Origin of the sequence: Rhizobium leguminosarum, from assembly GCF_002953715.1 — a bacterium.
Taxonomy (GTDB): Bacteria; Pseudomonadota; Alphaproteobacteria; order Rhizobiales; family Rhizobiaceae; genus Rhizobium; species Rhizobium leguminosarum_V.
Window position 1 is genome coordinate 1,012,665 of sequence record NZ_CP025013.1, and the last position, 22,405, is coordinate 1,035,069.

The window sequence follows — 22,405 nt, forward strand, 5'->3', positions numbered from 1 at the left end:
TCGGCAGGTTCTGGATGCAGGCCTGCCGACAATCTGGCCGTCAATCAGCCTTTTTGCGATACAGCAACGTCATGAGTGCGAGCATGCATCCCAAGGCTGCTACCGATGCGAAGATGTAGAAGTTCCACTGCGGAGCCAGGCCTGCACCCAGAACCGCACCGCCGATGGCCGGTCCTATCATGCCTCCGATACGGCCGATGCCGAGCGAGAAGCCAAGGCCGGTTCCACGGATTTCGACCGGATAGAGGTTTCCAACGAGAACGTTGGCGAGGATCTGCGTGCCGATCGTTCCTGTACCGGCAAGTGCTACGAGACCATAGACCTGGAGGCCCTGATCCACCTGCGTCAGCAACCAGATCGAGCAGGCTCCGAGAAGAAACATAGCGGCCACGACAATCTTGACGTTTCCGCGGTCGGCAATCCTTGCGCCGATCAGGAGGCCGACTGCGGCTCCGAGATTGAGCGTTACGGAGAAGAGCAGGGCAGACCCCAGGTCATAGCCCATCTTGTTCATGATGGTCGGAAGCCAGTTGACCATGCCGAATGTGAGCAGAAGCGAACAGAAGTGGATGCCCCATGCGTTCAATGTCGGCAGCAGGCGACCTTCGGAAAACAGCGACCGGATGCCCACCTGGCGTGACGCAACAGGCCTGGCTACGGGATCGGGCAGCCCGTACTGGTTTGCAATCTGGTTGGCTTCAGTCTGGCGGTTCTTCGTTGCCAGCCATTCGGGGGATTCCGGGATGAGGCGGATGAAGAAGGGCAGAAGCAGGATCGGTGCGCCGCCGATGATCATCAGTGGACGCCATCCGTATGTCTGCACCAGCAGCATTCCGAGGATACCCGAGATGATGCCGCCAGCCAGATAACCGAGAAGAGCAATCGAATAGGCTGTTGCCTTCCGCTTCGGCGGAGAAAACTCGATGATCAAAGCGGTTACCGTGGGAAAGAGAGCTCCAAGGCCCAGACCGGCGAGAAAGCGTGTTCCCTCGAAAATGAGAAAGCTCGGCGCAAGACCGCTACCGATCATCATAACGGAGAAGCTCAGCAGACTGCCTATGATGACCTTGCGGCGACCTATCCTGTCAGCAAGTGTTCCGGCAACGAGAGCGCCCAGCAGCATACCGAACAGAGTGATGGAGGCAGCGCGTCCGACCAGGCCGGGCGTCAGGCCCCAGCTGGCTTCGCCGAGCAATGCCGGCGCGACTGCGCCATAAACGATCAGGTCATAGCCGTCGAACAGGATCAGCAGACCGCAAAGGGCGATGATGATATTCGGGCTGCGAACGTGTTCCTTGATAATAGCGAGATCTTGTATGGCCAATTTTCCCTCCCCATACATTGAGTACAGGAAGTACGCTCCTGCCAGCGGCAGGTCCGCGTCGATCCATGTACAAATCCTCCTGGATCGTTGCCGGCGTGGTTCCTCCCAGCGCCAGACTCACCCGTGAGAGGGCGATGTCAAGACAACGATGACACGCTATTAAATACTTGCGAATAAAATATTTGCAACTGCAAACTTTTCAGCTCGCAACTTTTCCCTTTCCGGATATAGCCGGCAGGTTGCTGTGCATGCGGCGCAGCGCCTTCTTCAGGGCTGCTACCTCTTCGTCCGACATGTCCTGAACCGCGGTGCGTTCAAGTTCCACGGCAAGCGGCATAAGCCTTTCCGTCAGCGCCTCGCCCTGCGGGGTCAGCCTTACGATGACGATACGGCCGTTATCTTCCGGACGTGTTCGCGACACCAGCTTACGCTTGGCCAGTGTGCCGACGAGCCGCGAAAGCGTCGAAATCTCGACAGAGACGACGTCGGCGAGATCCCCCAGGGTGCTCTCCCGGCGCTCCTTGAGCATGGCCAGGACCCGGTACATCGCCACGCTGAGATTGTCTTCGGCGATTCTCTGCGCAAATACCTCGGCTATCCGCACGCCGGCGCGATTGAGAAGATAGGGAACGGAATCGGTAAGTTTATACATGTCTCTGTCTGCTGGCGGGATTCGGCTTGCTGAGGGCTCTCTCCGACATGCACCTAAATGACCGGGATGACAACATGATTGGCTTCCGGCCGCCGAGAACGGCTGGGTGGATCAAGCATTTCCCGCCTAATTTTTAAATTTGCATTGACAATAGTTGCAAATGCAATAATTTGGATACCAAGGAGACACGGGAGGAAATCATGTCTGCCACTGCTGCCCTCGGCATAGCGCCGGCCCTCGCACCGATCAGCGATGCGTTTCGATCGACCATGCGCCGTTTCCCGGCGACGGTGACGGTCATTTCCGCCTGTCGCAACGGTGCCGATCATGGAATGACGGCAACTGCCGTCACATCACTTTCGATGGATCCGCCATCTCTCATCATCTGCCTGAACAATCGCACCTACCTGCATGACATGCTGCTCGAGGTGCCGGAATTCGCCGTCAGCGTTCTGACCGACAGGCAGGCAGCCGTATCGGAAGGCTTCAGCGGCAAGATTGCGCCTGAGCGTCGGTTCGACGCTGCCGATTGGGTTCGCCATGAGCGCGGCATGATGGTGCTGGGCTCCGCTCATGCCTCGGTTGTCTGCCGCCGTATGGGCGCAGTTCCCTATGGAACGCACACGATCTTCATCGGGCAGGTGGTGGATACACGCCATTCCGACGACACGACCGCGCTGATGTACGAGAACTCGAAATATTGCGCGCCACAGCACGCGCTTCCTGCATCCCAGAACTGAAGGTAGTTCCATGAACAATACAGCTTCCCTGTTTCCCGCCTCGGCGCGGGTTGAGAACGCATGTCTTGCAGATCGTATCGCCCCGGTGCTGGACGAGATCCGTGCCGGCGCGCGCGATACCGAAAAATCCGGTCGCGTGCCCGCACGCAATATCGATCTGCTGCGCTCCGCCGGTTATTTCGATATCGTCAAGCCTGCCCGTTTCGGTGGCGACGAAGGATCGTTTGCCGAGCTTGTCGATGCAAATATCCAATTGTCGTCGGCCTGTGCCTCCACCGGCTGGGTTGCCGGCCTCCTTTCCGCACATCAATGGCTCCTCGCCATGTTCGATGAAAGGGTTCAGCAGGAAGTGTGGGGCAGCAATCCGGATGCGCTGCTCTGCGGTTCCTATGCGCCGGTCCGCATGGCGGAATGCGTCGATGGTGGCTTCCGGTTATCCGGCGATTGGGCCTTTGCGAGCGGATGCGAAAATGCCCAGTGGGCGCTCTGTGCGGCGATCATTCCGCCAAACGGCGAGGGGGAGCGTCCTGTACCGGCGTTCCTTCTGGTTCCCGCCAGCGACTATGCCATTGCCGAGACCTGGGACGTGGTCGGCCTCGCGGGCACCGGCTCAAAAAGCCTGATCCTCAAGGATGTCTTCGTTCCGGAATACCGCATGCTGAGCTTTCCGGATGCGACCTCCGGCAGAACGCCGGGCGGACGTGGCTACAAGGGTATCGGCCTTTTCAACATTCCGCTGCTCATGGGGGTTCCGTTCTGCCTCGGCAGCGCAGCCGTTGGTGCGGCGAAGGGCGCACTGGAGAGCTATATCGACCACATGGGGGCCCGTGTGACACGTGGTGCAGTCGCCGGTGGCAACAACAAGATCGCGGAATTCCCGACGATCCAGCTTCGCGTGGCGGAAGCCTCCGCATCCGTGGATGCCGCCCGCGAAATCATTCTGCGCGATATTGCCCGGGCGCAGCAACTGGCCCAGGCCCGCGAGGATGGCACTGGCGAGATCACCGAGGAAGATCGGATTCTCGCCCGTCGTAGCCAGTCCTTTGCGGTCAGCCTGGCCCTTCGGGCCGTGGAAGCACTCAATGCGTCGACAGGCGGCCTCGGCCTCCAAATGTCCAACCCCGTCCAGCGTGCATGGCGCGATGCAAATGCCGTCGGGCGCCACATTTCCATGAACTGGGATGCCGTGGGCACCATGGTCGGCCAGCAGCTGCTCGGTCTTCCGCCCAAGGGACAATTCTGATCCGCATCCCCATTATTTCGATTTAAGACAGGAAAGAGAGCATATCGTGCAAGGCAAGATCGCGCTTGAAGAACATTTCGCCATTCCCGAGACGCTGCAGGATTCAGCTGGGTTCGTGCCGGGCGATTACTGGACGGAACTGTCCGCCCGTCTTCTGGATATCCAGGATAAGCGTTTGCGGCTGATGGATGCCCACGGCATCGAGAAAATGATCCTGTCGCTGAACGCTCCGGCCGTGCAGGCGATCCCGGATAAGGCAAAGGCCCTGGAGATTTCCCGGCGCGCCAACGACTTTCTGGCGGAGCAATGCGTCAAGAACCCGAACCGTTTCCTGGGATTTGCAGCTTTGCCCCTGCAGGATCCGGATGCGGCCGCGCAGGAATTGCAGCGCTGCGTGACAACGATGGGTTTCGTCGGCGCACTGGTCAATGGCTTCTCGCAGGAAGGCGACGGAACGACGCCGCTTTACTACGACCTGCCGCAATATCGTCCGTTCTGGGCCGAAGTCGAAAAACTCAACGTTCCCTTCTATCTGCATCCGCGCAACCCGCTGCCGCAGGATAGCCGGATCTATGCTGGCCATTCCTGGCTGATGGGTCCGACATGGGCGTTCGCACAGGAGACTGCTGTTCATGCGCTGCGCTTGATGGGATCCGGCCTGTTTGACGAACATCCGGCTTTGCGGATCATCGTTGGTCACATGGGCGAGGGGCTGCCATACATGATGTGGCGCATCGACAACCGGAATGCGTGGGTCAAGGTGGAAAAGAACTATCCGGCCAAACGCCCGATTGCCGATTATTTCAACGAGAATTTCTACATCACGACGTCGGGGAACTTCCGCACGCAATCGCTTATCGATGCTATGCTGGAAATCGGCGCGGACCGAATTCTGTTCTCGACAGACTGGCCATTCGAGAACATCGACCATGCCGCAAACTGGTTCGACAGCACGACCATCTCCGAAGCCGACCGTCTGAAGATCGGTCGCACCAACGCGGTTTCACTATTCAAACTCGATCGATAGCATGGTTACACCTTTCAGATACACGGCCAGCGCGGCCCAGGTCTTCTTCGGGAGCGGCTCGTTGAACCGTCTCGCCGAGGCAGTTGCAGGGCAGGGCGGCAGGCGCGCCCTGATCCTTTCGACCCCGCACCAGAAAGCGGAGGCTGAACGGATCGCCGCTTCCCTCGGCCCGCTTGTGGCGGGACTATTCCACGATGCGACGATGCATACGCCGGTCGATGTGACCGAGCGCGCGATGGCGGCATACGATGCAGCCGGCGCCGATTGCGTGGTCGCGATCGGCGGCGGATCGACGATCGGTCTCGGCAAGGCGATCGCCTATCGCAACGACGCGCCACAAATCGTGGTGGCGACGACCTATGCCGGATCGGAGGTTACACCGATCCTCGGCCAGACAGAAAACGGGCAGAAGACGACGGTCCGCGGGCCCGGCATCCTGCCCGAAGTGGTGATCTACGACCCTGAATTGACATTGGGATTGCCGGTCAACATCAGCGTCAGCAGCGGGCTCAATGCAATGGCGCATGCGGTCGAAGGTCTCTATGCGCAGGATCGCAATCCCATTTCGTCAATGATGGCGGTCGAGGGACTGCGCGCGCTGAAGCAAGCTTTACCTCAAATTGTCAATTCACCTAGGGACATCGAGCCGCGAAGCGAAGCGCTTTACGGTTCCTGGCTGTGCGGCACGGTGCTCGGAGCAGTTGGCATGGCGCTGCATCACAAGCTTTGCCATACACTGGGCGGTAGCTTCGATCTGCCGCATGCGGAAACCCATGCGGTCATTCTTCCCCATTCTGCCGCCTACAATGCGGAGGCCGCAGCGGATGCGTTAAAACCCGCTGTCGATCTTTTTGGCGGCTCGCTGGGCGGCGGTCTTTATGATTTCGCAGCTTCGATCGGTGCCCCCTTGGCGTTGCGCGATCTGGGTATGAAGGAAGCCGATCTGGACCGTGCGGCGGAACTCGCCGCCCAGAACCCTTACTGGAACCCGCGCCCGATCGAACGGGAAGCGATCCGGGCTTTGTTGCAGAGCGCCTGGGAGGGCGCGCGGCCGCGTTAACGCCTTAGGAGGATGGCCACGTGCCTGAATATTTCAGCGAAGAGAGATCCGCGGAGGCCGTCAACTCGCGGATGGGGCAGGACATTAATCCACGTCTGGCCGAAATCATGGCGTCGCTTGTCAAGCACCTGCATGCCTTTGCCAAGGATATCAGCCTGACCCAGGAGGAATGGGAGCTGGCCATAGGCTTCCTGACCCGAACCGGCCATCTCTGCCATGACGAGCGACAGGAGTTCATCCTGCTCAGCGATACGCTGGGTTTGTCGATGCTGGTGGATGCGATCAACAACCGGCGTCCGCCAGGCGCCACCGAAAATACCGTGTTTGGACCATTCCATGTCGAAGGCGCGCCCGTACGGCAGATGGGTGAAAACATCTCGCTCGACGGCAAGGGCGAGAGCTGTCTCTTCATCGGGCGAGTGCTGGATCTTAACGGCAATCCGATCGAGGGAGCCCGGATCGATGTATGGTCGGATAATTCCGATGGCTTCTACGACGTCCAGCAGCCGGATATCCAGCCGAAGTGGAACAACCGGGGCATCTTCGTCACCGGCGCAGATGGCACCTATAGTTTCGTCGGCATAAAGCCGGTCTCCTATCCGATCCCGGATGACGGCCCGGTCGGCCAGATGCTGACGTCCCTCGGCCGCCATCCCTACCGTCCTGCCCATACCCATTACCTGATCACGGCTTCAGCTTATCAGAAGCTGGTAACTCACACCTTTGTCGGCGACGATCCCTATCTGGAATCCGATACGGTGTTTGGGGTGAAAAACAGCCTTGTCGCGCCTTTCGAGCGTGTCGATCGTGCGACGGTCTGGCGTTCCGATTTCGATTTCGTGCTGACGCCAGTGGACAATAGGCAATGATCGTTGCCCGCTATGCGGTATCCGATCCCGGCAAGGCTGCCGAACGTTCCCGCTTGATCGAGGAACACAAGGCCTATCTGCATGGCGCGGCGATCCGCATCCTGCTTTCCGGACCTTCTGCACCGCCGGCGGAGGGCAGAGGTTCTACTGCCTTAGTGATCGCGGAAGTCGAAACGCTCGCCGAGTTCGAGGCGTTCAGCGCAGGAGATCCCTTCGTCCGCTCCGGTGTTTACGGCAGCGTCGATATATTCGAATGGCGGCCTACTCTTGGGGTTTTTCTAGAGAGTCTCTAGTCGGCGTTTCGACCTGCCGAAGGCGATGAAATTTAGAATTTGCGGAGTCGAGACAATCGTCCATCAAAGGCTCCGGCGGTCTTGGCCTTTATCTTTCGGATCCTTGCCAAAACGGCCGCGCATGCGAGGAAGGTCCGCTTCTGCTTAGGCGGTGCCTTCGAGCGTGGGAAGGCGGGCATCAATCGCCATTCAGGACGTCGATACCTGAAATATATTTCACAGTGTGAATTATATTGACAGCACTCCGTCGTTGCGATTATCTGACCTCACCGGACTTCGAGGAGGAACTCCGGTCTTCAATGGATCATCGGCAGCCGCTGAGGCGCCGCCGGATATTTGGGAGGGGCTTCGGCCTCGAGGAGGAAATTTGCGCAAATTTCTAAGCACGACCGCATTGGCGGTCCTTGCATCGACGCTTTTCGCCGGCGTGGCCAGCGCGGACACGGAAAATCCGTTCCGCTGCAAGCCGGGTGAAAAATACGTCATGAACGTCATGGTATCGGGCGTCGAATATTGGTTCCCGGTCTATGAAATGTTCAAGCAGGCCGGTCAGCAGCTCGGCTGCGAGACCGCCTATACCGGCACGCCGGAATATGACGTCAACAAGCAGATCGCCACCTTCGACCAGGCGCTGGCCCAGAACCCGGCCGGTATCCTCGTTCATCCGATGAACTCCGATCCGTTCATCGAGCCGATCAACCGGGCGATCGACCAGGGCACGGCGGTCGTGACCTTCGCAGCCGATGCGCCGCTTTCCAAGCGCATCTCGTTCGTCACCTCGGACAATACCCGCGAGGGCACCTATGCGGCCGACGCGATTGCCGAAAAGATGGGCGGCAAGGGTGAATATGCCGTTCTCGAAAATCCGGGCCAGGACAACCACGACAAGCGTATCGCCGCCTTCATCGCCCGTATGGAGGAAAAATATCCGGACATGAAGCTCGTCGGCCGCGCTGCGTCCAACCAGGACCCGAACAAGGCCTATCAGGGCCTGATGAGCTTGGTGCAGGCACATCCGAACATTGGCGCTGTCTTCATGCCGGAGGCGAATTCGGCCATCGGCGCTTCGCAGGCCAACAAGGAAAGCGGCGGCAAGATCCTTGTGATGTGCGCCGACGTCAATGCCAACATTCTCGACATGATCAAGGCGGGCGAAGTGTTCGGCTCGATCAATCCGAACCAGGGAATGCAGGGTTACATGGGCTTCATGCTCCTGTGGCTTGCCAAGCATCCAGAACTCATTGACCCGATGAACGACGCCAAGCGCGTCGGCTTCAACCCGATGAGCATTCCGTTCGTCGACAACGGCCTGTCGATCGTCACGGCTGATAATGCCGACGACTTCTACTGGGACAAGTATCTGAAGCGGCGGGGCACCAAAGGCATCGAGGAGTAAGCCTTTGTGCCGGCTGTCCGGGGGCAGGAAACTCCGGACAGCCACCGCGAGCGTGAGGAGGAGACGATGATGGCGTCGGTGCCGGTTCTGGAAATCCGCAATGTCAGCAAGCACTTCGGGGCGGTGAAGGCGTTGACGGATGTGAGCTTCAGCCTGGAGAAGGGCGAGGTTCATGCGCTTTGCGGCGAAAACGGCGCGGGCAAGTCGACGCTGATGAACATCATTGCCGGCGTGCTGCAGCCGACCGAAGGGGACGTTCTCGTCGATGGCGCGCCGGTAAAGGTGACCTCGCCGGCCGTGGCGCAATCACTCGGGCTTGGCCTCGTGCATCAGGAAATCGCGCTCTGCCCCGATGCGACGGTGGCCGAGAACATGTTCATGGCCGCGACCAACCGTCGCCGCTCGCCTTTCATGAATTATGGCCGGCTGGAACGGGATGCGCAGGTCGTGATGAATCGTCTGGCGCCGCTCGACGTGCGCCGCAAAGTCGGCGACTTGTCGATATCAAGCCAGCAGCTTGTCGAGATCGCCAAAGCTCTGACGCTCGATTGTCGGGTGCTGATCTTCGACGAACCGACCGCGGCTTTGACGGAATCGGAGACGCAGGTCCTGTTCGGAATCATCCGCGACCTCAAGGCGCAGGATATTTCGATCATCTATATCAGCCACCGCATGGCCGAAATCTTCAGCCTGTGCGACCGGGTCACCGTGTTTCGCGATGGCCGTTATGTCTCAACAGAGAAGGTGGCGGATTTGACGCCGGATGATGTGGTGCGCCGCATGGTCGGGCGCGAGATCACCCAGCTCTATCCGGAAAAGCAGGCGCTGGCGGAGCGGACCGATGAGATCATCCTGAGCGTCCGCGATCTCGGCGACGGCAGCCGCTTCACGAATGTGAGCTTCGAACTGCGCAAGGGTGAAATTCTCGGCGTCGGCGGGCTGATCGGCTCGGGCCGCACCGAGATAGCCGAAGGTATTTGCGGATTGCGGGCGGTAATCGACGGCGAGGTGCAACTGCATGGACAGCGGCTGCGGACGCCGTCCTATGCGCAGGCCGCGCAGGCGGGCGTCGTCTACCTATCGGAAGACCGGAAAGGCTCCGGCATTTTCCTCGATCTTTCCATCGCCCAGAACATTGCCGTTCTCGATTTGAAATCGCTGACCGGACCGCTGGGACTGCTGAATTCCAAGGCCGAGGCGGATCGTGCCCGCGACCTGGTCCGGCGGCTCGGCGTGCGGATGGGGGGCATCGACATGCCGGTCTCGTCGCTGTCGGGCGGAAACCAGCAGAAGGTGGCGATTGCCAAGCAGCTCGCGGTCAATCCCAAGGTCATCCTGATGGACGAGCCGACCCGCGGCATCGATGTCGGTGCCAAATCGGAAATCCACCGGCTGCTGCGCGATCTCGCGCGCTCCGGCATCGGCATCGTCGTCATCTCGTCGGAACTGCCGGAGCTTCTCGGTCTGTGCGACCGGGTGCTGGTCATCCACGAAGGCACCGTTGCAGGCGAGGTCGAGGGCGAGGCGATGACGGAGGAAGCGATCATGCGGCTCGCCTCGGGTATCGGCGGTCACAACAATTCAAAGGCATCAGAGCATGCCACATAGAGAAAACGCAGGGGCAGGAGACAAGGTCATGGCGGACGCTACATTGGTAACGGTACATCAGGCACGCGCGCCCGGCTGGAAACGGCTGGGGACGATGCGCGAGGCGGGATTGATCGCGATCATCCTGGCGCTCTGCATCGTCATGAGCTTTGCCTCGCCGCACTTTCTGACGCTCGGCAACTTCCGGGCGATGCTGATGTCGTTCTCGGTGGAAGGGATCGTCGTCGTCGGCATGACCATCCTGTTGATCGTCGGCGGCATCGACCTGTCGGTCGGCTCGGTCGTCTGCTTTTCGATGGTGCTGTCGGGCTCGCTGTTCCTGATGGGGCTCGATCCATGGAGCGCTTCCCTGATCGGGATCATTGCCAGCGGCCTGATCGGCTGTGCCATGGGCTTCTTCGTCACCGTCGTCGGGCTCAACCACTTCATCACCTCGCTTGCGGCGATGGTCATCGTGCGCGGCATCTGCCTGATCATCACCAAGGGCACGCCGCTGTCGCTATTCACCTTGCCGCCCTCGTTCAAGGCGGTCGGGCAGGGCACATTCTATGGCGTCCCCTATGTGATCCTGATTTTTGTTGCGGTCGTCGTGCTGTTCGATTTCCTGCTGCGCCGGGCAACCGCTTTCCGCAAGGTGTTCTACACCGGCAGCAACGAGAAGGCGGCGCTCTATTCCGGTATCAAGACCAACCAGGTGAAGTTCTGGGTGACGGTGCTCTGCGCCACGCTGTCCGGTGTTGCCGGTGTGATCTACATGTCCCGCTTCGGTGCCGCGACCCCGACTTTCGGCGTCGGCATGGAGCTCAACATCATCGCAGCCGCGGTAATCGGCGGTGCTTCGCTGAATGGTGGCTCGGGCACGATCCTCGGGGCAATTCTCGGCATTGCCCTGCTGTCGGTCGTAACAAGCTCGTTGATCTTGCTCGACGTGTCCGTCTATTGGCAAGACATGATCAAAGGCTGCATTCTGCTTGCCGCCGTCTCGATCGACCATTTCCTGCACAAGCGGAAGGCTGCCTGATATGCCGATAGCCAAACTCAAACCCGCAAATGCGCCGCGCGAGGAAATTGTCATCGCCCGGCAGATGCACCAGGCTCTGGTGCTGCATTTCCTCGAAGGGCTGACACAGGCGCAGATTGCCGATCAGCTCGGCATCTCGCACGCCACCGTCAACCGCCTGATCAAACGCGGCCGCCAGCTCGGTCTGGTCGAGATCAAGATCAAGTCGCCGGTCGAGCCGCTGGTCGATATGGAAGAACGGCTACAAGCGCTTGGCGGCATCGGCCGCGCCGTGGTGGTGCCGACCGTCTCCGACAATCCGCAGACGGCGCTCCAGGCCGTCGGCGAAGCGGCGGCGCGGTTGCTTCTGGAAGAGATCATCGACGGCGATACGATCTGCATCACCGGTGGCAAAGGGGTGAGCGCCGTCGTTGCCGGTCTGCAACCGCCGCGTCGGTTCAATGTCGAGGTCATTCCAGCAACCGGCTGCGTGCAGGGTAAACACTATACCGACGTCAACCACGTCTCGACCTTGATGGCCGACCGGCTTGGGGGACGTTCCTACCAGATCCACGCGCCTCTCTTTGCCGATGATGCCGAGCAGCGGGCGATGCTGATCAACATGCGTTCCGTCGCAGACGTTTTCAAACGGGCGCGCGAGGCGAAGGTGGCGGTGGTCGGCATCGGCTCGATCCTGTCGGACGATTCGAGCTATTACGACCTGCATCCGTCCTCAAGCACCGACCGTGCCGCGATCGAGCGGTCCGGCGCCTCCTGCGAATTGCTGGCGCATCTGCTCGATGATCATGGCCAGGTCTGCGACTACAGCCTCAACCGTTCGCTGGTGTCGCTGACGCTGCCGGAATTCGCCTCGATCCCCACCAAGATCGGTGTGGCGAGCGGGCCGAACAAGGCGGGCCCGATCCTCAGCGTTCTGCGCGGCAATCACCTGGATACGCTGGTGACGGATGAGGCGACGGGTGCGCGGGTGCTGGCACTGGCGAATGGCGAAGGAAAATGGGCATGAGCGGACAGCAATTGACACGTGAGATCGGCAAATCCGGCGTTTCCGCCTCGGCGGTGGGACTGGGCACCTGGGCGATCGGCGGCTGGATGTGGGGCGGGACCGATGAGGCCGAATCCATCGCCGCAATCCAGGCATCGCTCGATGCCGGCGTCACGCTGATCGACACGGCGCCAGCCTATGGGCTTGGACGTTCCGAGGAGATCGTCGGCAAGGCACTGGCTGGGCGCCGCGACAAGGCTGTCATCGCCACCAAATGCGGCCTTGTCTGGCATACGCAGAAGGGCCATCATTTCTTCGACCAAGACGGCAAGCCGGTCCACCGTTATCTCGGCCGCGACGCGATCCTGCATGAGGTCGAGGAAAGCCTGAGGCGGCTCGGAACCGACTATATCGACCTCTACATCACCCATTGGCAGGATCCGACGACCCCGATCGAGGAAACGATGCGGGCGCTGGAAGACCTGCGCACATCGGGCAAGATCCGGGCGATCGGCGCAAGCAATGTCAGCCCCGACGACCTCAATGCCTATATCGCTGTCGGTGGTCTCGATGCGATCCAGGAGCGGTTCAGCATGATCGACCGGGAGATCGAGGCGGAGCTTCTGCCGCTGACCAAGGCCAATAGCATTGCGACGCTGAGCTACTCGTCGCTGGCGCTGGGGTTGCTATCCGGCACCATCGGTCCCGACCGCGTGTTTTCCGGCGACGACCAGCGCAAGGACAATCCGCGCTTTTCAGTCGGCAACCGCCAGAAGGCAACGGCGCTGGCCAACGCCATCCGGCCGGTCGCAGAAAAACACGGCGCCAGCATCGCCCAGATCGTGATTGCGTGGACGCTGGCGCCGCCGGGCATCACCTTTGCACTTTGCGGGGCGCGCAATCCGGCACAAGCGCTCGACAATGCACGGGCCGGGACCATCCGGTTGGATGCGGCCGATCTTGCGGCCATCGATACGGCCATAGCGGCGAAACTGACTGACATGGACAGGTAGCGGATCGCCATCATGAAACGGCAAGAGATATTGGACGGGCTCCGCCAGAGCCCGAAGGTGGACGTGTGCGTCGTCGGCGGCGGCATCAACGGCATCAGCGTCTTTCGGGAACTGGCGCTGCAGGGGCTGAATGTGCTGCTCATAGAGAAGCACGACTATTGCTCCGGGGCCAGTTCGGCGCTGTCGCGCATGGTGCATGGCGGACTTCGCTATCTTGAAAATGGCGAATTCAAGCTGGTGCAGGAATCGCTGGTCGAGCGGGACCGGTTGTTGCGCAACGCGCCGCATTATGTCGCGCCGCTGCCGACGACGGTGCCGGTGTTCGATATCTTTTCCGGCCTCGGCAATGGCATCGTCCGCTTCCTGGGCCTCAGCCGCCGCCCGAGCCGCCGCGGCGCTGTTGCCATCAAGGCAGGCCTGAGCATCTATGATTTCCTGATGCGCAAGCGGGCATTGATGCCGCGCCACCAGTTTCGCGGCCGGCGCACGACGCTTGCCAAGTGGCCGGCGCTCAATCCCGACATCAAGAGTTCCGCCACCTATTTCGACGCCTGGGTCAGCCATCCGGAGCGGCTGGGCATCGAGCTCCTGCAGGATGGTCTTTTGGCAAAGTTCGGGGCGATGGCGCTGAACTATGCGGAACTGCGGCGGACAGAGGATGGCCAATATCGTGTCGAAGACCAGATCGGCGGCGCGTTCGTTGCCGTCGAACCGGCGCTGATCATCAACGCCACCGGCGGCTGGATCGACCTTGCCAATCAAACCCTGTTTTCGCCGGAAGCGCGGCCGTCACCGCTGATGGGTGGCACCAAGGGCTCGCATCTGATCATCGACAATGCGGACCTGCGCGACGCGCTCGCGGATCACATGATCTACTACGAGAACGAGGACGGGCGGATCTGCATCCTGTTTCCTTATCTCGGCAAGGTTCTGGTCGGTTCCACCGATATCCGCGTCGATGATCCGGAAACGGTGCGCTGCGAGGCGGACGAACGGGATTATATCCTGCAATCGCTCGCCTTCGTGCTGCCAGGCATTCCCATCCGGCCCGAACAAATCGTTTTCCAGTTTTCCGGCGTGCGGCCGCTGCCGGCCAGCACCGACAGTTTTACCGGCCGCATCCCGCGCGATCACTTCTGCACCGTGTTGGAGCCTTCCGAGGGTGGTCCGCCGGTGCTCTGCATGATCGGCGGCAAGTGGACGACATTCCGGTCCTTCGGGGAACTGGCGGCCGACATGGCTCTGGAAAGGCTAGGCAGGCGGCGCCGCATTGCGACAACCGATCGGCCGATCGGCGGCGGTCGGGCATTTCCCGCCAACGCGCCCGCCTGGCTAACGCAGATGGCGGCCAGCAAAGGCCTTTCCGGAGGGCGCATGGCTGAGCTGTTTGCCCGATACGGCACGGATGCCGAGGCGATTGCCGGCTTCACCGCGGCAGGCCCCGATGCGGCGCTGCCGCACGCCGGCTATTCGATGCGCGAATTGCAGTTCCTGATCCGCGAGGAAGCGGTGGAACATCTCGACGACCTGCTTTTGCGGCGCACGACACTTGCCGTTTCGGGCGAACTTACGCTCGACATGATGGATGCCGCACTCGACCTGTTGGCGCAGGAAAAGCACTGGACGCTCGCGCATCGCGCCAGTGAGCGCGACCGTTTTCTCACCCTTCTCACCGAACGCCACGGCGTTGACGAAAACATGCTTTCCGCAAGGAACGAACCAAGGAGCACAGAATGCGACACAACAGCAAAGTCCGGATGAACCGGCTGTTCGGCGGCGGCCGCTGCCTCGATGTGGCGATCGATCACGGCGTCTGCAACGAACCATCCTTCCTCAACGGGCTGGAGGACATCCAGGCCGTCGTCAAGGCGCTGGTTTCTGCAGGGCCGGACGCGATCCAGATGAATTACGGCCAGGCCGACCTGTTGCAGGATGTGCCCGGCAAGGGAAAACCGGCGCTGGTCATGCGCATCGACATGGGCAATCCCTATAACCGGATCCGCCACCGCGACATGTGGGCGGTGCTACAGAACGAGGTCGAGCCATTGATCGGCGCGATCGAGATGGATGCCGCCTGCGTCGTCGTCAACCTGTTCATGCTGCCGGACGAGCCGGACCTGTTCCGCCAATGCGTGCAGAACATTTCCCGCGTCCGGGCCGATTGCGACAAGTATGGCATGCCGCTGATGATCGAGCCGCTGGTGATGCAGCCGGTCACCGAAAACGGCGGCTACATGGTCGATGGCGACGCCGACAAGATCGTCACGTTGACGCGGCTCGCCCGTGAGATGGGTGCGGATATCGTCAAGGCGGACCCAACCACCAATGCCGAGGATTTCCACAGAGTGGTGGAAGCAGCCCGTTGCCCGGTTCTGGTGCGCGGCGGCGGCAAGGAAGATCTTCGTGCCGTCTTCGATAAATCCGCCGCCTTGATGCGGCAGGGGGCAATGGGCATGGTCTATGGGCGCAATATCTATCAGCATGCCAATCCGAGTGCCGTGGTGCGCGGGCTGATGGCGATCGTGCACGAGGATGCGAGCGGCGACCAGGCCTTTGCGCTCTATCAGCAGGGCTGAGCAGCGATTTCGAATCTCGGGAGGGTTCTGCATGGGAGAGTATCTTTTGGGGCTCGACGCCGGAAACACCGTTATCAAGGCGGTGATTTTCGACCGGCACGGCAACGAGATCGCGGCTGCGTCCGAAGAAGGACACAGCCGCATGCCGAGCCCGGGGCATGTCGAGCGAGGGCTGGACGAACTCTGGACGAATGCACGGCAGGTCATCCGCACCTGCATCGAAAAGGCAGAGATCCAGCCGGAGGAAATCGCCGCGATCGGTTGCGCCGGGCATGGCAACGGTCTCTATGCGCTTGATCGCGAAGGCGCTCCGCTGCTCGGCATCCAGTCGCTCGACACGCGGGCGGCCGGGTTGGTCGATGAATGGCGAGAGGCCGGCGTTGGTGACCGGACCTATCCGATTGCCCGCCAGCGTCCGTGGCCATCCCAGACGCCGACATTGCTTGCCTGGCTGAAGCGTCACCGGCCGGAACTGTTTAGCCGCATCGGTACGGTGTTTTTCTCCAAGGATTTCGTCGTCAACCGCCTGACCGGCCGCCGCGTCAGCGAGGTGTCCGACATGTCGGGGGCCGGTCTGCTGGATCTTGCCGCGCGCCGCTACGACAAGGCGCTGATGGAAGCCTATGGGCTGGGCGATTGCATGGACCTCTTGCCGCCGCTCATCGAAAGCGCCGACATTGCCGGGACCGTGACGGAAGAGGTGGCGACGCAAACCGGGCTTGCCGCCGGTATACCTGTGGTCGGCGGGTTGTTCGACGTCGTCGCCTCGGCGCTCGGCTCCGGCGTTGCGCGCACCGGCAGCGCCTCGATCATTGCCGGCACCTGGAGCATCAACCAAGTCATCATCGATAGCCCCGACCTCGACGGGCCGGTCTTCATGTCGGCGACCTTCGATCGAAGCCGCTACATGGCGATGGAGAACAGCGCCACCTCGGCTGCCAATCTCGAATGGCTGGTGCGGGAGTTTTTCGAAGGCGAGCATGCGGAAGACGTTTCGACCTTCGATGCCTGCTGCGCGCTCGCCGGGGCGATCGAGCCCGCGGCAGACGATCCGCTCTACCATCCGTATCTCTATGGCGCCCAGCAAGACGGCCATGCGCGCGCCGGCTTCTACGGTCTTGCCGGTTGGCACACCAAGGGGCATCTCGTTCGCGCGCTTCTCGAAGGTGTCGCCTTCGGTCATCGCCAGCACATCGAGACGATCCGAAAGGCGGGCGCGGTCTTCAACGAAGCCGTGCTGTCCGGCGGCGGCTCGCGCAGCCTGATCTGGCCGCAGATCTTCGCCGATGTGCTCGGCGTTCCGGTCAGCGTTGCACGCTCGCGTGAAACCGGTGCGTTGGGAGCGGCGATTGCGGCCGGAACCGGCGTCGGCATTTTCGCGGACTTCGGCGCTGGTGCTACGGCCATGGTTCGGGCAGAGCGGTATTATCGTCCGGATGTCTCGCTCGAGGCACATTATGCGCGGCGCTACGCTCTCTATCAGGATATCGCCGAGGCAATGGCACCGCTCTGGCGGCGTTTGACGGCGGTCCCGCTGGCGGCAGCGGGGGCGGCGGCATGAACATGCGTGTGAATGATGCGGCCATTGATGTGGGAAGCTACGACTTCATCATCGTCGGCGCGGGATCGGCGGGATGCGTCCTGGCCAACCGGCTGTCGGCCGATCCGAAAACCCGCGTCCTGCTGCTCGAAGCCGGCGGCAGCGACCGGTATCATTGGGTGCATGTGCCGATCGGCTATCTCTACTGCATGGGCAATCCACGCACCGATTGGATGATGAAGACGGCGGCGGAGGCCGGACTGAACGGCCGGTCACTGCCCTATCCGCGTGGAAAACTGCTGGGCGGCTGCTCGTCGATCAACGGCATGATCTACATGCGCGGCCAGGCGGCCGATTACGACGGGTGGCGGCAGGCGGGCAATTCCGGCTGGGGCTGGGACGACGTGCTTCCCTATTTCCTGAAATCCGAGGACAACTATCGCGGCAAGTCGCCGATGCACGGGGCAGGCGGCGAATGGCGGGTGGAACAGCAGCGGCTTTCCTGGCCGGTCCTCGATGCCTTTCGCGATGCAGCCGAAGAACTCGGTATTCCGAAGACTGACGATTTCAACGATGGCGACAATGAGGGCTCAGGCTATTTCGAGGTCAACCAGCGCGGCGGCCTGCGCTGGAATACGACCAAGGCCTTTCTGCGCCCGGCGATGAAGCGGCCCAATCTGCGTGTGCTGACCAGCGCCGAAACCGAGCGGCTGGAATTCGACGGCAGAATGGTGACCGGCGTGCGGTTCCGGCTGAACGGGCAGAATCATCTGGCTCGCGCCGGTCGCGAGGTCATTCTGTCTGCCGGTGCGATCAATTCACCGAAAATCCTGGAGCTTTCCGGGGTCGGTCGCCCGGATGTGTTGTCCGCTGCCGGACTCGACGTCGTCCATGAACTTCCGGGTGTCGGCGAAAACCTGCAGGACCATCTGCAAATTCGTACGGTCTTCCGCATCGAGGGCGCAAAGACGCTGAACCAGCTCTATCACAACCTGTTCACCCGGGCGGGCATGGGGCTTGAATATATGCTGCGCCGGTCAGGGCCGCTGTCGATGGCGCCGAGCCAACTCGGTATCTTTGCCAAGAGCGATCCGGCTGTTGCGACCGCCGATCTCGAATATCACGTGCAGCCCTTGAGCACCGACCGGCTCGGCGAGCCGCTGCACAAATATCCCGCCGTCACCGTCTCCGTCTGCAATCTGCGGCCGGAAAGCCGGGGGACCGTGCATGTTGGCGGCCCGGACCTTTCCGTGGCGCCGGAAATCCGACCGAATTATCTTTCGACCGTCGGCGACCGGATGGTTGCAACGAAATCGGTTCGGCACGCCCGCCGGCTCATGGAGGCCGGTGCGATCGCCAAGTACCGGCCGCAGGAAATGCTGCCGGGCCTGGAATACCAGAGTGACGAGGAGCTGATCCGTCGCGTCGGCGATATCGCCACAACGATCTTCCATCCGGTCGGCACCTGCAAGATGGGCAACGACGTGATGGCGGTTGTCGATCCGCAATTGCGGGTGCATGGGCTGGCGAAACTGCGGGTGGTCGATGCATCGATCATGCCGACGATCGTGTCGGGAAACACCAACTCGCCGGTGATCATGATTGCCGAGAAGGCCGCCGAGAGCGTCCTATCAGGGGCATAGTTAACCCCTCTCGCATTCTCTAAAGTGAATGCGTAGAATTGCGGCTCGTGATGACGAGCCCAACCCGCTCAACGCAGGCTGGGCCATCTTCTATTTTCAATCAGAGGGTCGAGACGTTCTCAGCCTTCGATTTTCCGGTCTTGCGATCCTGTCCAACTTCGAAGCTGACCTTGTCGCCTTCGCGAAGCGACCCACCGCTTTGCAGCGCAGACACGTGAACAAAAACGTCCTGTCCGCCACCCTCAGGGGTAATGAAGCCGAAGCCCTTGTCGTCATTGAAGAATTTAACGGTACCTGTCGGCATGAGATAACTATTTCCTTGTATCGTTCGACGATTTGCGAAGGCGAAACTATAGCTTCGACGCTTCTCTATCAACCCTTTAGCACACTGGCGGCCTTTTGAACGCAAAAAGAGATCAGCTCCGACGAAGCTCTATGCGGCTCGTAACAACCGATCGGCCTGTGGCGGGGTCGGTATCGATGGTTGTGAGACGCATGCCCGATGCTCCGGTTTTTTCGATGGTCATCTGCGCACGCCGATCGCCGTTCACTTCTTTCGCCCATTTGATCGCGAGGCTTATGGCATTACCAGCGCGCTTTCCGCCAAGACCCGCGGTGCCGGTGCCCGCGCCCACATAGGAGCCGGTGTAAGTGTCGCCGCTGGCCTTGAGGTTAGCGCTGATGACGCGGGAAAAAACGACAAGGCTGGTACAGCGCCCATTGAGTGCGAGGGAGCTCGCATTCGCATCCGACTTGAAACGACAAGTGACTTTAATGGTGGGTGCGTTTGTCCGCACTTTCACCGTCCCCTTGCCGCTCCAGCTTCCCGCAAGTGTTTTCAAGAAGGCGGATTCGTCGGCGCGGGCGGCGCCGGCCGTTGCCATTGACGCCGCCGCAACGGCGATGGAGCATGCAAGGATCTTGATCATGTGAGTCACTTTCGACCGCGGTACATCAGGACCCCCACGCTCGGCTGTTGAGGAGGAAGGCGGTCATATAACCGCCGCACGTTAATTTCGTTCCATACGGGAAGCATCGATTGGGCTCGCAGCCACCACTATCTCGCGAAAAAGAACCTTCGCCGGGGCCGTCGCGAGCTCAGCCTGCATCTTTCGGCGGCGCCACGCCTTCTGCTCCATAAAAGCTGGAGTTCCGATGGCAGAGGAAAGCTCTTTAGATGCGAACGCGACTTCGCGCGGACGAAGAAGCGAAGTGGCACAGTCGAGCCCAAGCTCAACCGGTTGAAAAGCTTCGAGGGCGGCTGCTTCTTCGGACGTCGCCCGTGCAGTCGATCGAGTACCTAGACCTAGAGCGTCCAGTCCTCCCCATTTTTGACTTCAGCAGCTTTATCCTCGCGGCAAATCGTTTCCAGCGCCAATGAGGCGCGGCTGGAGTGCCTTTGCTTATGCCGCAGGATTGCAAATTGGCGGGACGGCAGAGGAAAGCGCACCTTCACCAGCAGACCTTGCGTCAAGAGCGGCGCGGCCACGGCACCTGAGACGACCGTCGCGCAGAGGCCTTCTCTTGCTGCCGATATGACCGCCTCGTTCGACGGCAGCTCAAGCGCGACAGCCAGATCTCCGGGGGCTATGCCGAGATTGGAAATCGCGGCCTCGAAAGCCGACCGGGTTCCGGACCCTTTTTCCCGCATGACCCATTTCGTGCCTGAAACCAGGTCCGTCGGTGCAATTGGTTTGCCACGCGCCCAGGGATGGCGCGGACCGACGACGACAAGGAGTTCGTCCTCGGCAAGCGGCTGAATATTCAGCGCCGGCTCATCAACGCTGCCTTCGACGAAGCCGACCTCGGCCAATCCATCGAGAACCGCTTTTGCCGCCGTGGTCGTGTTGCCAATCATCAGCTTCAGGTCAATGCCCGGGTAGCGGATCTTGAAACGCATCAGCATCGCCGGCAGCCAGTAGCTTGCGATCGTCTGGCTTGCAAAAACGACCAGTTCACCCTTTTGCAAGCCGCCGAGATCGGACAGGACGAGCGCTGCGGCCTTTGCGCGCGCCAGCGTCGCTCTTGCCTCTCCAAGAAACACCCGTCCTTCATATGTCAGTTCTATGCGGCGTCCGACGCGGTGGAAAAGCTCGACGCCATAGGAGGTCTCGAGATTGCGGATAGCCGAACTGACAGCCGAGGGCGTGAGCCCGATCGCGAAGGCAGCCTTGGTCAGATGCTCGCGTTCGGCAACCGCGACGAAAATGGAGAGCTGTTCAAACGTCATGATTCAATCGTTCGATTTTACCGAATGAATCATACAAAACTATTCAATGGAAGTCGACAATTGTGTGTGGGACAGTATGGCCCTCCGCAAGGTCTGCCGATGCTCGTTTCTGCCTCACGTTCCCTGTCGTTTCCTGCCGTCCTGCCAGGACTCGTCCTTTGTGCGGCAGTCACGCTCGCTGCGCATCTGATTGAGCGGTTGCAGCTGATGATTTTCGGCTCGCATTGGGTCGAGAGCCTCGTGCTTGCCATTTTGATCGGCATTGCCGTGCGCTCCTCGGTCTGTCTGCCGCAGGCTTTCATTCCCGGCATCCAGTTCGCCGCCAAGACGCTTCTCGAAATTGCCGTCGTGTTGCTCGGCGCCTCGCTCAGCACGGCTGCCATCCGCCAGGCCGGACTACCGCTTGTCGGCGGAATTGCCGTTCTGGTTGCTCTGTCTTTGGCCGGCAGCTTTCTGATCGGACGGCTCTTCGGACTGTCGGCCAGCCTGGCGACCTTGGTTGCTTGCGGCAACTCGATCTGCGGCAATTCTGCGATTGCCGCGGCAGCGCCGGTGATCGGCGCCAAACCGGATGATATCGCGGCCTCGATAGCCTTTACCGCGCTGCTCGGCATCGGGGCAGTGTTGACGCTGCCGCTTCTTCATCTGCTCTTGGGTCTGAGCGCCTTACAATATGGCGTTTTCGCAGGCCTGACAGCCTATGCCGTCCCGCAGGTATTGGCGGCCACCGCTTCTGCCGGAGCCGTCAGCACCCAGGTGGGCACGCTCGTCAAACTGATCCGCGTGATGATGCTCGGACCCGTCATCCTTCTGCTCGGTGCAGTTCATGGCCGCCGTGCTGGCGGCTCTTCAGTCAATCTCCGCCATGTTCTCCCCTGGTTCATCCTCGGTTTTGCAGCGATGGCGACGCTTCGTTCCCTCGACGCGATCCCGGCGCCGTTGCTGCCCGGGATGTCGGCTGTCTCCGCCGCCTTCACCGTCACCGCCATGGCCGCTTTGGGCCTCTCCGTTGATGTCAGATCCGTCGCCCATACCGGCGGTCGCGTCCTTGCGGCGGCAGCGCTGTCGCTGTTGGCGCTGGCGGCTCTTGGGCTTTGCCTGATCGGACTGCTGAATATCGTCTGATCGAAGGTAATATGCCCAAAATACTTGCAAAGATTCCAGTTGCCTTCGAAACGATCGGCG

21 protein-coding genes are annotated in these 22,405 nt (G+C 60.9%); 16 read left to right on the plus strand and 5 right to left on the minus strand.

All coding sequences use genetic code 11. From position 1 onward, the window contains the following. Positions 1-40: 40 nt before the first annotated feature. Together CUJ84_RS29145 and CUJ84_RS29150 are read right to left on the minus strand one after the other, a co-directional pair. Positions 41-1,342, minus strand: a complete 1,302-nt coding sequence (locus CUJ84_RS29145) for an MFS transporter (protein ID WP_199788844.1) — start codon at positions 1,340-1,342, stop codon at positions 41-43. A 181-nt stretch (positions 1,343-1,523) separates the two neighbouring features. Next, complete coding sequence (locus CUJ84_RS29150; protein WP_018071402.1) at positions 1,524-1,976, minus strand: MarR family winged helix-turn-helix transcriptional regulator; 453 nt, start codon at positions 1,974-1,976, stop codon at positions 1,524-1,526. A 200-nt stretch (positions 1,977-2,176) separates the two neighbouring features. Between CUJ84_RS29150 and CUJ84_RS29155 the strand changes: the two genes are divergently transcribed. The 15 genes from CUJ84_RS29155 (at position 2,177) to CUJ84_RS29225 (ending at position 18,990) form a co-directional block, all read left to right on the plus strand. Beyond that, positions 2,177-2,716, plus strand: coding sequence for a flavin reductase family protein (locus CUJ84_RS29155; protein WP_105009080.1), 540 nt, complete (start codon positions 2,177-2,179; stop codon positions 2,714-2,716). A 10-nt stretch (positions 2,717-2,726) separates the two neighbouring features. Beyond that, on the plus strand, positions 2,727-3,959 hold the full coding sequence (locus tag CUJ84_RS29160; RefSeq protein WP_105009081.1) for a flavin-dependent monooxygenase: 1,233 nt from the start codon (positions 2,727-2,729) through the stop codon (positions 3,957-3,959). A 46-nt stretch (positions 3,960-4,005) separates the two neighbouring features. Next, positions 4,006-4,986 carry a gamma-resorcylate decarboxylase gene (gene tsdA, locus CUJ84_RS29165; protein WP_105009082.1) on the plus strand — a complete coding sequence of 327 codons (981 nt, stop codon included), beginning with the start codon at positions 4,006-4,008 and terminating at the stop codon, positions 4,984-4,986. Position 4,987: 1 nt separating this feature from the next. Further along, entirely contained in the window at positions 4,988-6,046 is a 1,059-nt protein-coding gene (locus CUJ84_RS29170) for a maleylacetate reductase (protein ID WP_105009083.1), read from the plus strand. Positions 6,047-6,066: 20 nt separating this feature from the next. Beyond that, positions 6,067-6,915 (plus strand): dioxygenase, encoded by an 849-nt coding sequence (locus CUJ84_RS29175; RefSeq protein WP_105009084.1) that lies wholly within the window; start codon positions 6,067-6,069, stop codon positions 6,913-6,915. Continuing rightward, positions 6,912-7,208, plus strand: coding sequence for a YciI family protein (locus CUJ84_RS29180; protein WP_105009085.1), 297 nt, complete (start codon positions 6,912-6,914; stop codon positions 7,206-7,208). Before CUJ84_RS29175 ends, CUJ84_RS29180 begins: the two co-directional genes overlap by 4 nt. Before the next feature lie 367 nt (positions 7,209-7,575). Continuing rightward, the gene (locus tag CUJ84_RS29185; RefSeq protein ID WP_105009086.1) at positions 7,576-8,604 is read left to right on the plus strand and encodes a substrate-binding domain-containing protein; all 1,029 of its coding nucleotides are present in this window, start codon (positions 7,576-7,578) and stop codon (positions 8,602-8,604) included. A 69-nt stretch (positions 8,605-8,673) separates the two neighbouring features. Beyond that, positions 8,674-10,212 (plus strand): sugar ABC transporter ATP-binding protein, encoded by a 1,539-nt coding sequence (locus CUJ84_RS29190; RefSeq protein WP_105009087.1) that lies wholly within the window; start codon positions 8,674-8,676, stop codon positions 10,210-10,212. Between the two features lie 28 nt (positions 10,213-10,240). Next, a complete protein-coding gene (locus tag CUJ84_RS29195) occupies positions 10,241-11,233 on the plus strand; it encodes an ABC transporter permease (protein WP_105009088.1) in 993 nt (330 codons plus the stop codon). 1 nt (position 11,234) lies between these two features. Continuing rightward, the gene (locus tag CUJ84_RS29200) at positions 11,235-12,239 is read left to right on the plus strand and encodes a sugar-binding transcriptional regulator (protein WP_105009089.1); all 1,005 of its coding nucleotides are present in this window, start codon (positions 11,235-11,237) and stop codon (positions 12,237-12,239) included. Beyond that, positions 12,236-13,231: an aldo/keto reductase gene (locus CUJ84_RS29205; RefSeq protein WP_105009090.1), complete on the plus strand. Its 996-nt coding sequence runs from the start codon at positions 12,236-12,238 to the stop codon at positions 13,229-13,231. Before CUJ84_RS29200 ends, CUJ84_RS29205 begins: the two co-directional genes overlap by 4 nt. A 12-nt stretch (positions 13,232-13,243) precedes the next feature. Further along, entirely contained in the window at positions 13,244-14,992 is a 1,749-nt protein-coding gene (locus tag CUJ84_RS29210; RefSeq protein WP_105009091.1) for a glycerol-3-phosphate dehydrogenase/oxidase, read from the plus strand. Further along, complete coding sequence (locus CUJ84_RS29215) at positions 14,965-15,807, plus strand: class I fructose-bisphosphate aldolase (protein ID WP_105009092.1); 843 nt, start codon at positions 14,965-14,967, stop codon at positions 15,805-15,807. Before CUJ84_RS29210 ends, CUJ84_RS29215 begins: the two co-directional genes overlap by 28 nt. 31 nt (positions 15,808-15,838) lie before the next feature. Further along, on the plus strand, positions 15,839-17,368 hold the full coding sequence (locus tag CUJ84_RS29220) for an FGGY-family carbohydrate kinase (RefSeq protein ID WP_105009093.1): 1,530 nt from the start codon (positions 15,839-15,841) through the stop codon (positions 17,366-17,368). Further along, the gene (locus CUJ84_RS29225) at positions 17,365-18,990 is read left to right on the plus strand and encodes a GMC family oxidoreductase (protein WP_105009094.1); all 1,626 of its coding nucleotides are present in this window, start codon (positions 17,365-17,367) and stop codon (positions 18,988-18,990) included. Before CUJ84_RS29220 ends, CUJ84_RS29225 begins: the two co-directional genes overlap by 4 nt. A 100-nt stretch (positions 18,991-19,090) precedes the next feature. Here the strand turns inward: CUJ84_RS29225 and CUJ84_RS29230 are convergent, their stop codons facing one another. From CUJ84_RS29230 to CUJ84_RS29240, 3 genes are all read right to left on the minus strand, one after another. Further along, the gene (locus CUJ84_RS29230; protein ID WP_003550088.1) at positions 19,091-19,294 is read right to left on the minus strand and encodes a cold-shock protein; all 204 of its coding nucleotides are present in this window, start codon (positions 19,292-19,294) and stop codon (positions 19,091-19,093) included. Positions 19,295-19,406: 112 nt separating this feature from the next. Then, a complete protein-coding gene (locus CUJ84_RS29235; protein WP_105009095.1) occupies positions 19,407-19,919 on the minus strand; it encodes a hypothetical protein in 513 nt (170 codons plus the stop codon). Positions 19,920-20,296: 377 nt separating this feature from the next. Then, positions 20,297-21,220, minus strand: a complete 924-nt coding sequence (locus CUJ84_RS29240; protein WP_105009096.1) for a LysR family transcriptional regulator — start codon at positions 21,218-21,220, stop codon at positions 20,297-20,299. 99 nt (positions 21,221-21,319) lie between these two features. Between CUJ84_RS29240 and CUJ84_RS29245 the strand changes: the two genes are divergently transcribed. Continuing rightward, positions 21,320-22,345 (plus strand): YeiH family protein, encoded by a 1,026-nt coding sequence (locus CUJ84_RS29245; RefSeq protein WP_105009097.1) that lies wholly within the window; start codon positions 21,320-21,322, stop codon positions 22,343-22,345. Positions 22,346-22,405: the final 60 nt, after the last annotated feature.

Excerpts from the sequence above, each read along its gene's own strand:
- CUJ84_RS29145 (WP_199788844.1), bottom strand. The coding sequence starts at position 1,342 with ATGTATGGGGAGGGAAAATTGGCCATACAAGATCTCGCTATTATCAAG.
- CUJ84_RS29150 (WP_018071402.1), bottom strand. The coding sequence starts at position 1,976 with ATGTATAAACTTACCGATTCCGTTCCCTATCTTCTCAATCGCGCCGGC.
- CUJ84_RS29155 (WP_105009080.1), top strand. The coding sequence starts at position 2,177 with ATGTCTGCCACTGCTGCCCTCGGCATAGCGCCGGCCCTCGCACCGATC.
- CUJ84_RS29160 (WP_105009081.1), top strand. The coding sequence starts at position 2,727 with ATGAACAATACAGCTTCCCTGTTTCCCGCCTCGGCGCGGGTTGAGAAC.
- CUJ84_RS29170 (WP_105009083.1), top strand. The coding sequence starts at position 4,988 with ATGGTTACACCTTTCAGATACACGGCCAGCGCGGCCCAGGTCTTCTTC.
- CUJ84_RS29180 (WP_105009085.1), top strand. The coding sequence starts at position 6,912 with ATGATCGTTGCCCGCTATGCGGTATCCGATCCCGGCAAGGCTGCCGAA.
- CUJ84_RS29190 (WP_105009087.1), top strand. The coding sequence starts at position 8,674 with ATGGCGTCGGTGCCGGTTCTGGAAATCCGCAATGTCAGCAAGCACTTC.
- CUJ84_RS29195 (WP_105009088.1), top strand. The coding sequence starts at position 10,241 with ATGGCGGACGCTACATTGGTAACGGTACATCAGGCACGCGCGCCCGGC.
- CUJ84_RS29200 (WP_105009089.1), top strand. The coding sequence starts at position 11,235 with ATGCCGATAGCCAAACTCAAACCCGCAAATGCGCCGCGCGAGGAAATT.
- CUJ84_RS29205 (WP_105009090.1), top strand. The coding sequence starts at position 12,236 with ATGAGCGGACAGCAATTGACACGTGAGATCGGCAAATCCGGCGTTTCC.
- CUJ84_RS29210 (WP_105009091.1), top strand. The coding sequence starts at position 13,244 with ATGAAACGGCAAGAGATATTGGACGGGCTCCGCCAGAGCCCGAAGGTG.
- CUJ84_RS29215 (WP_105009092.1), top strand. The coding sequence starts at position 14,965 with ATGCGACACAACAGCAAAGTCCGGATGAACCGGCTGTTCGGCGGCGGC.
- CUJ84_RS29220 (WP_105009093.1), top strand. The coding sequence starts at position 15,839 with ATGGGAGAGTATCTTTTGGGGCTCGACGCCGGAAACACCGTTATCAAG.
- CUJ84_RS29225 (WP_105009094.1), top strand. The coding sequence starts at position 17,365 with ATGAACATGCGTGTGAATGATGCGGCCATTGATGTGGGAAGCTACGAC.
- CUJ84_RS29230 (WP_003550088.1), bottom strand. The coding sequence starts at position 19,294 with ATGCCGACAGGTACCGTTAAATTCTTCAATGACGACAAGGGCTTCGGC.
- CUJ84_RS29235 (WP_105009095.1), bottom strand. The coding sequence starts at position 19,919 with ATGATCAAGATCCTTGCATGCTCCATCGCCGTTGCGGCGGCGTCAATG.
- CUJ84_RS29240 (WP_105009096.1), bottom strand. The coding sequence starts at position 21,220 with ATGACGTTTGAACAGCTCTCCATTTTCGTCGCGGTTGCCGAACGCGAG.
- CUJ84_RS29245 (WP_105009097.1), top strand. The coding sequence starts at position 21,320 with ATGCTCGTTTCTGCCTCACGTTCCCTGTCGTTTCCTGCCGTCCTGCCA.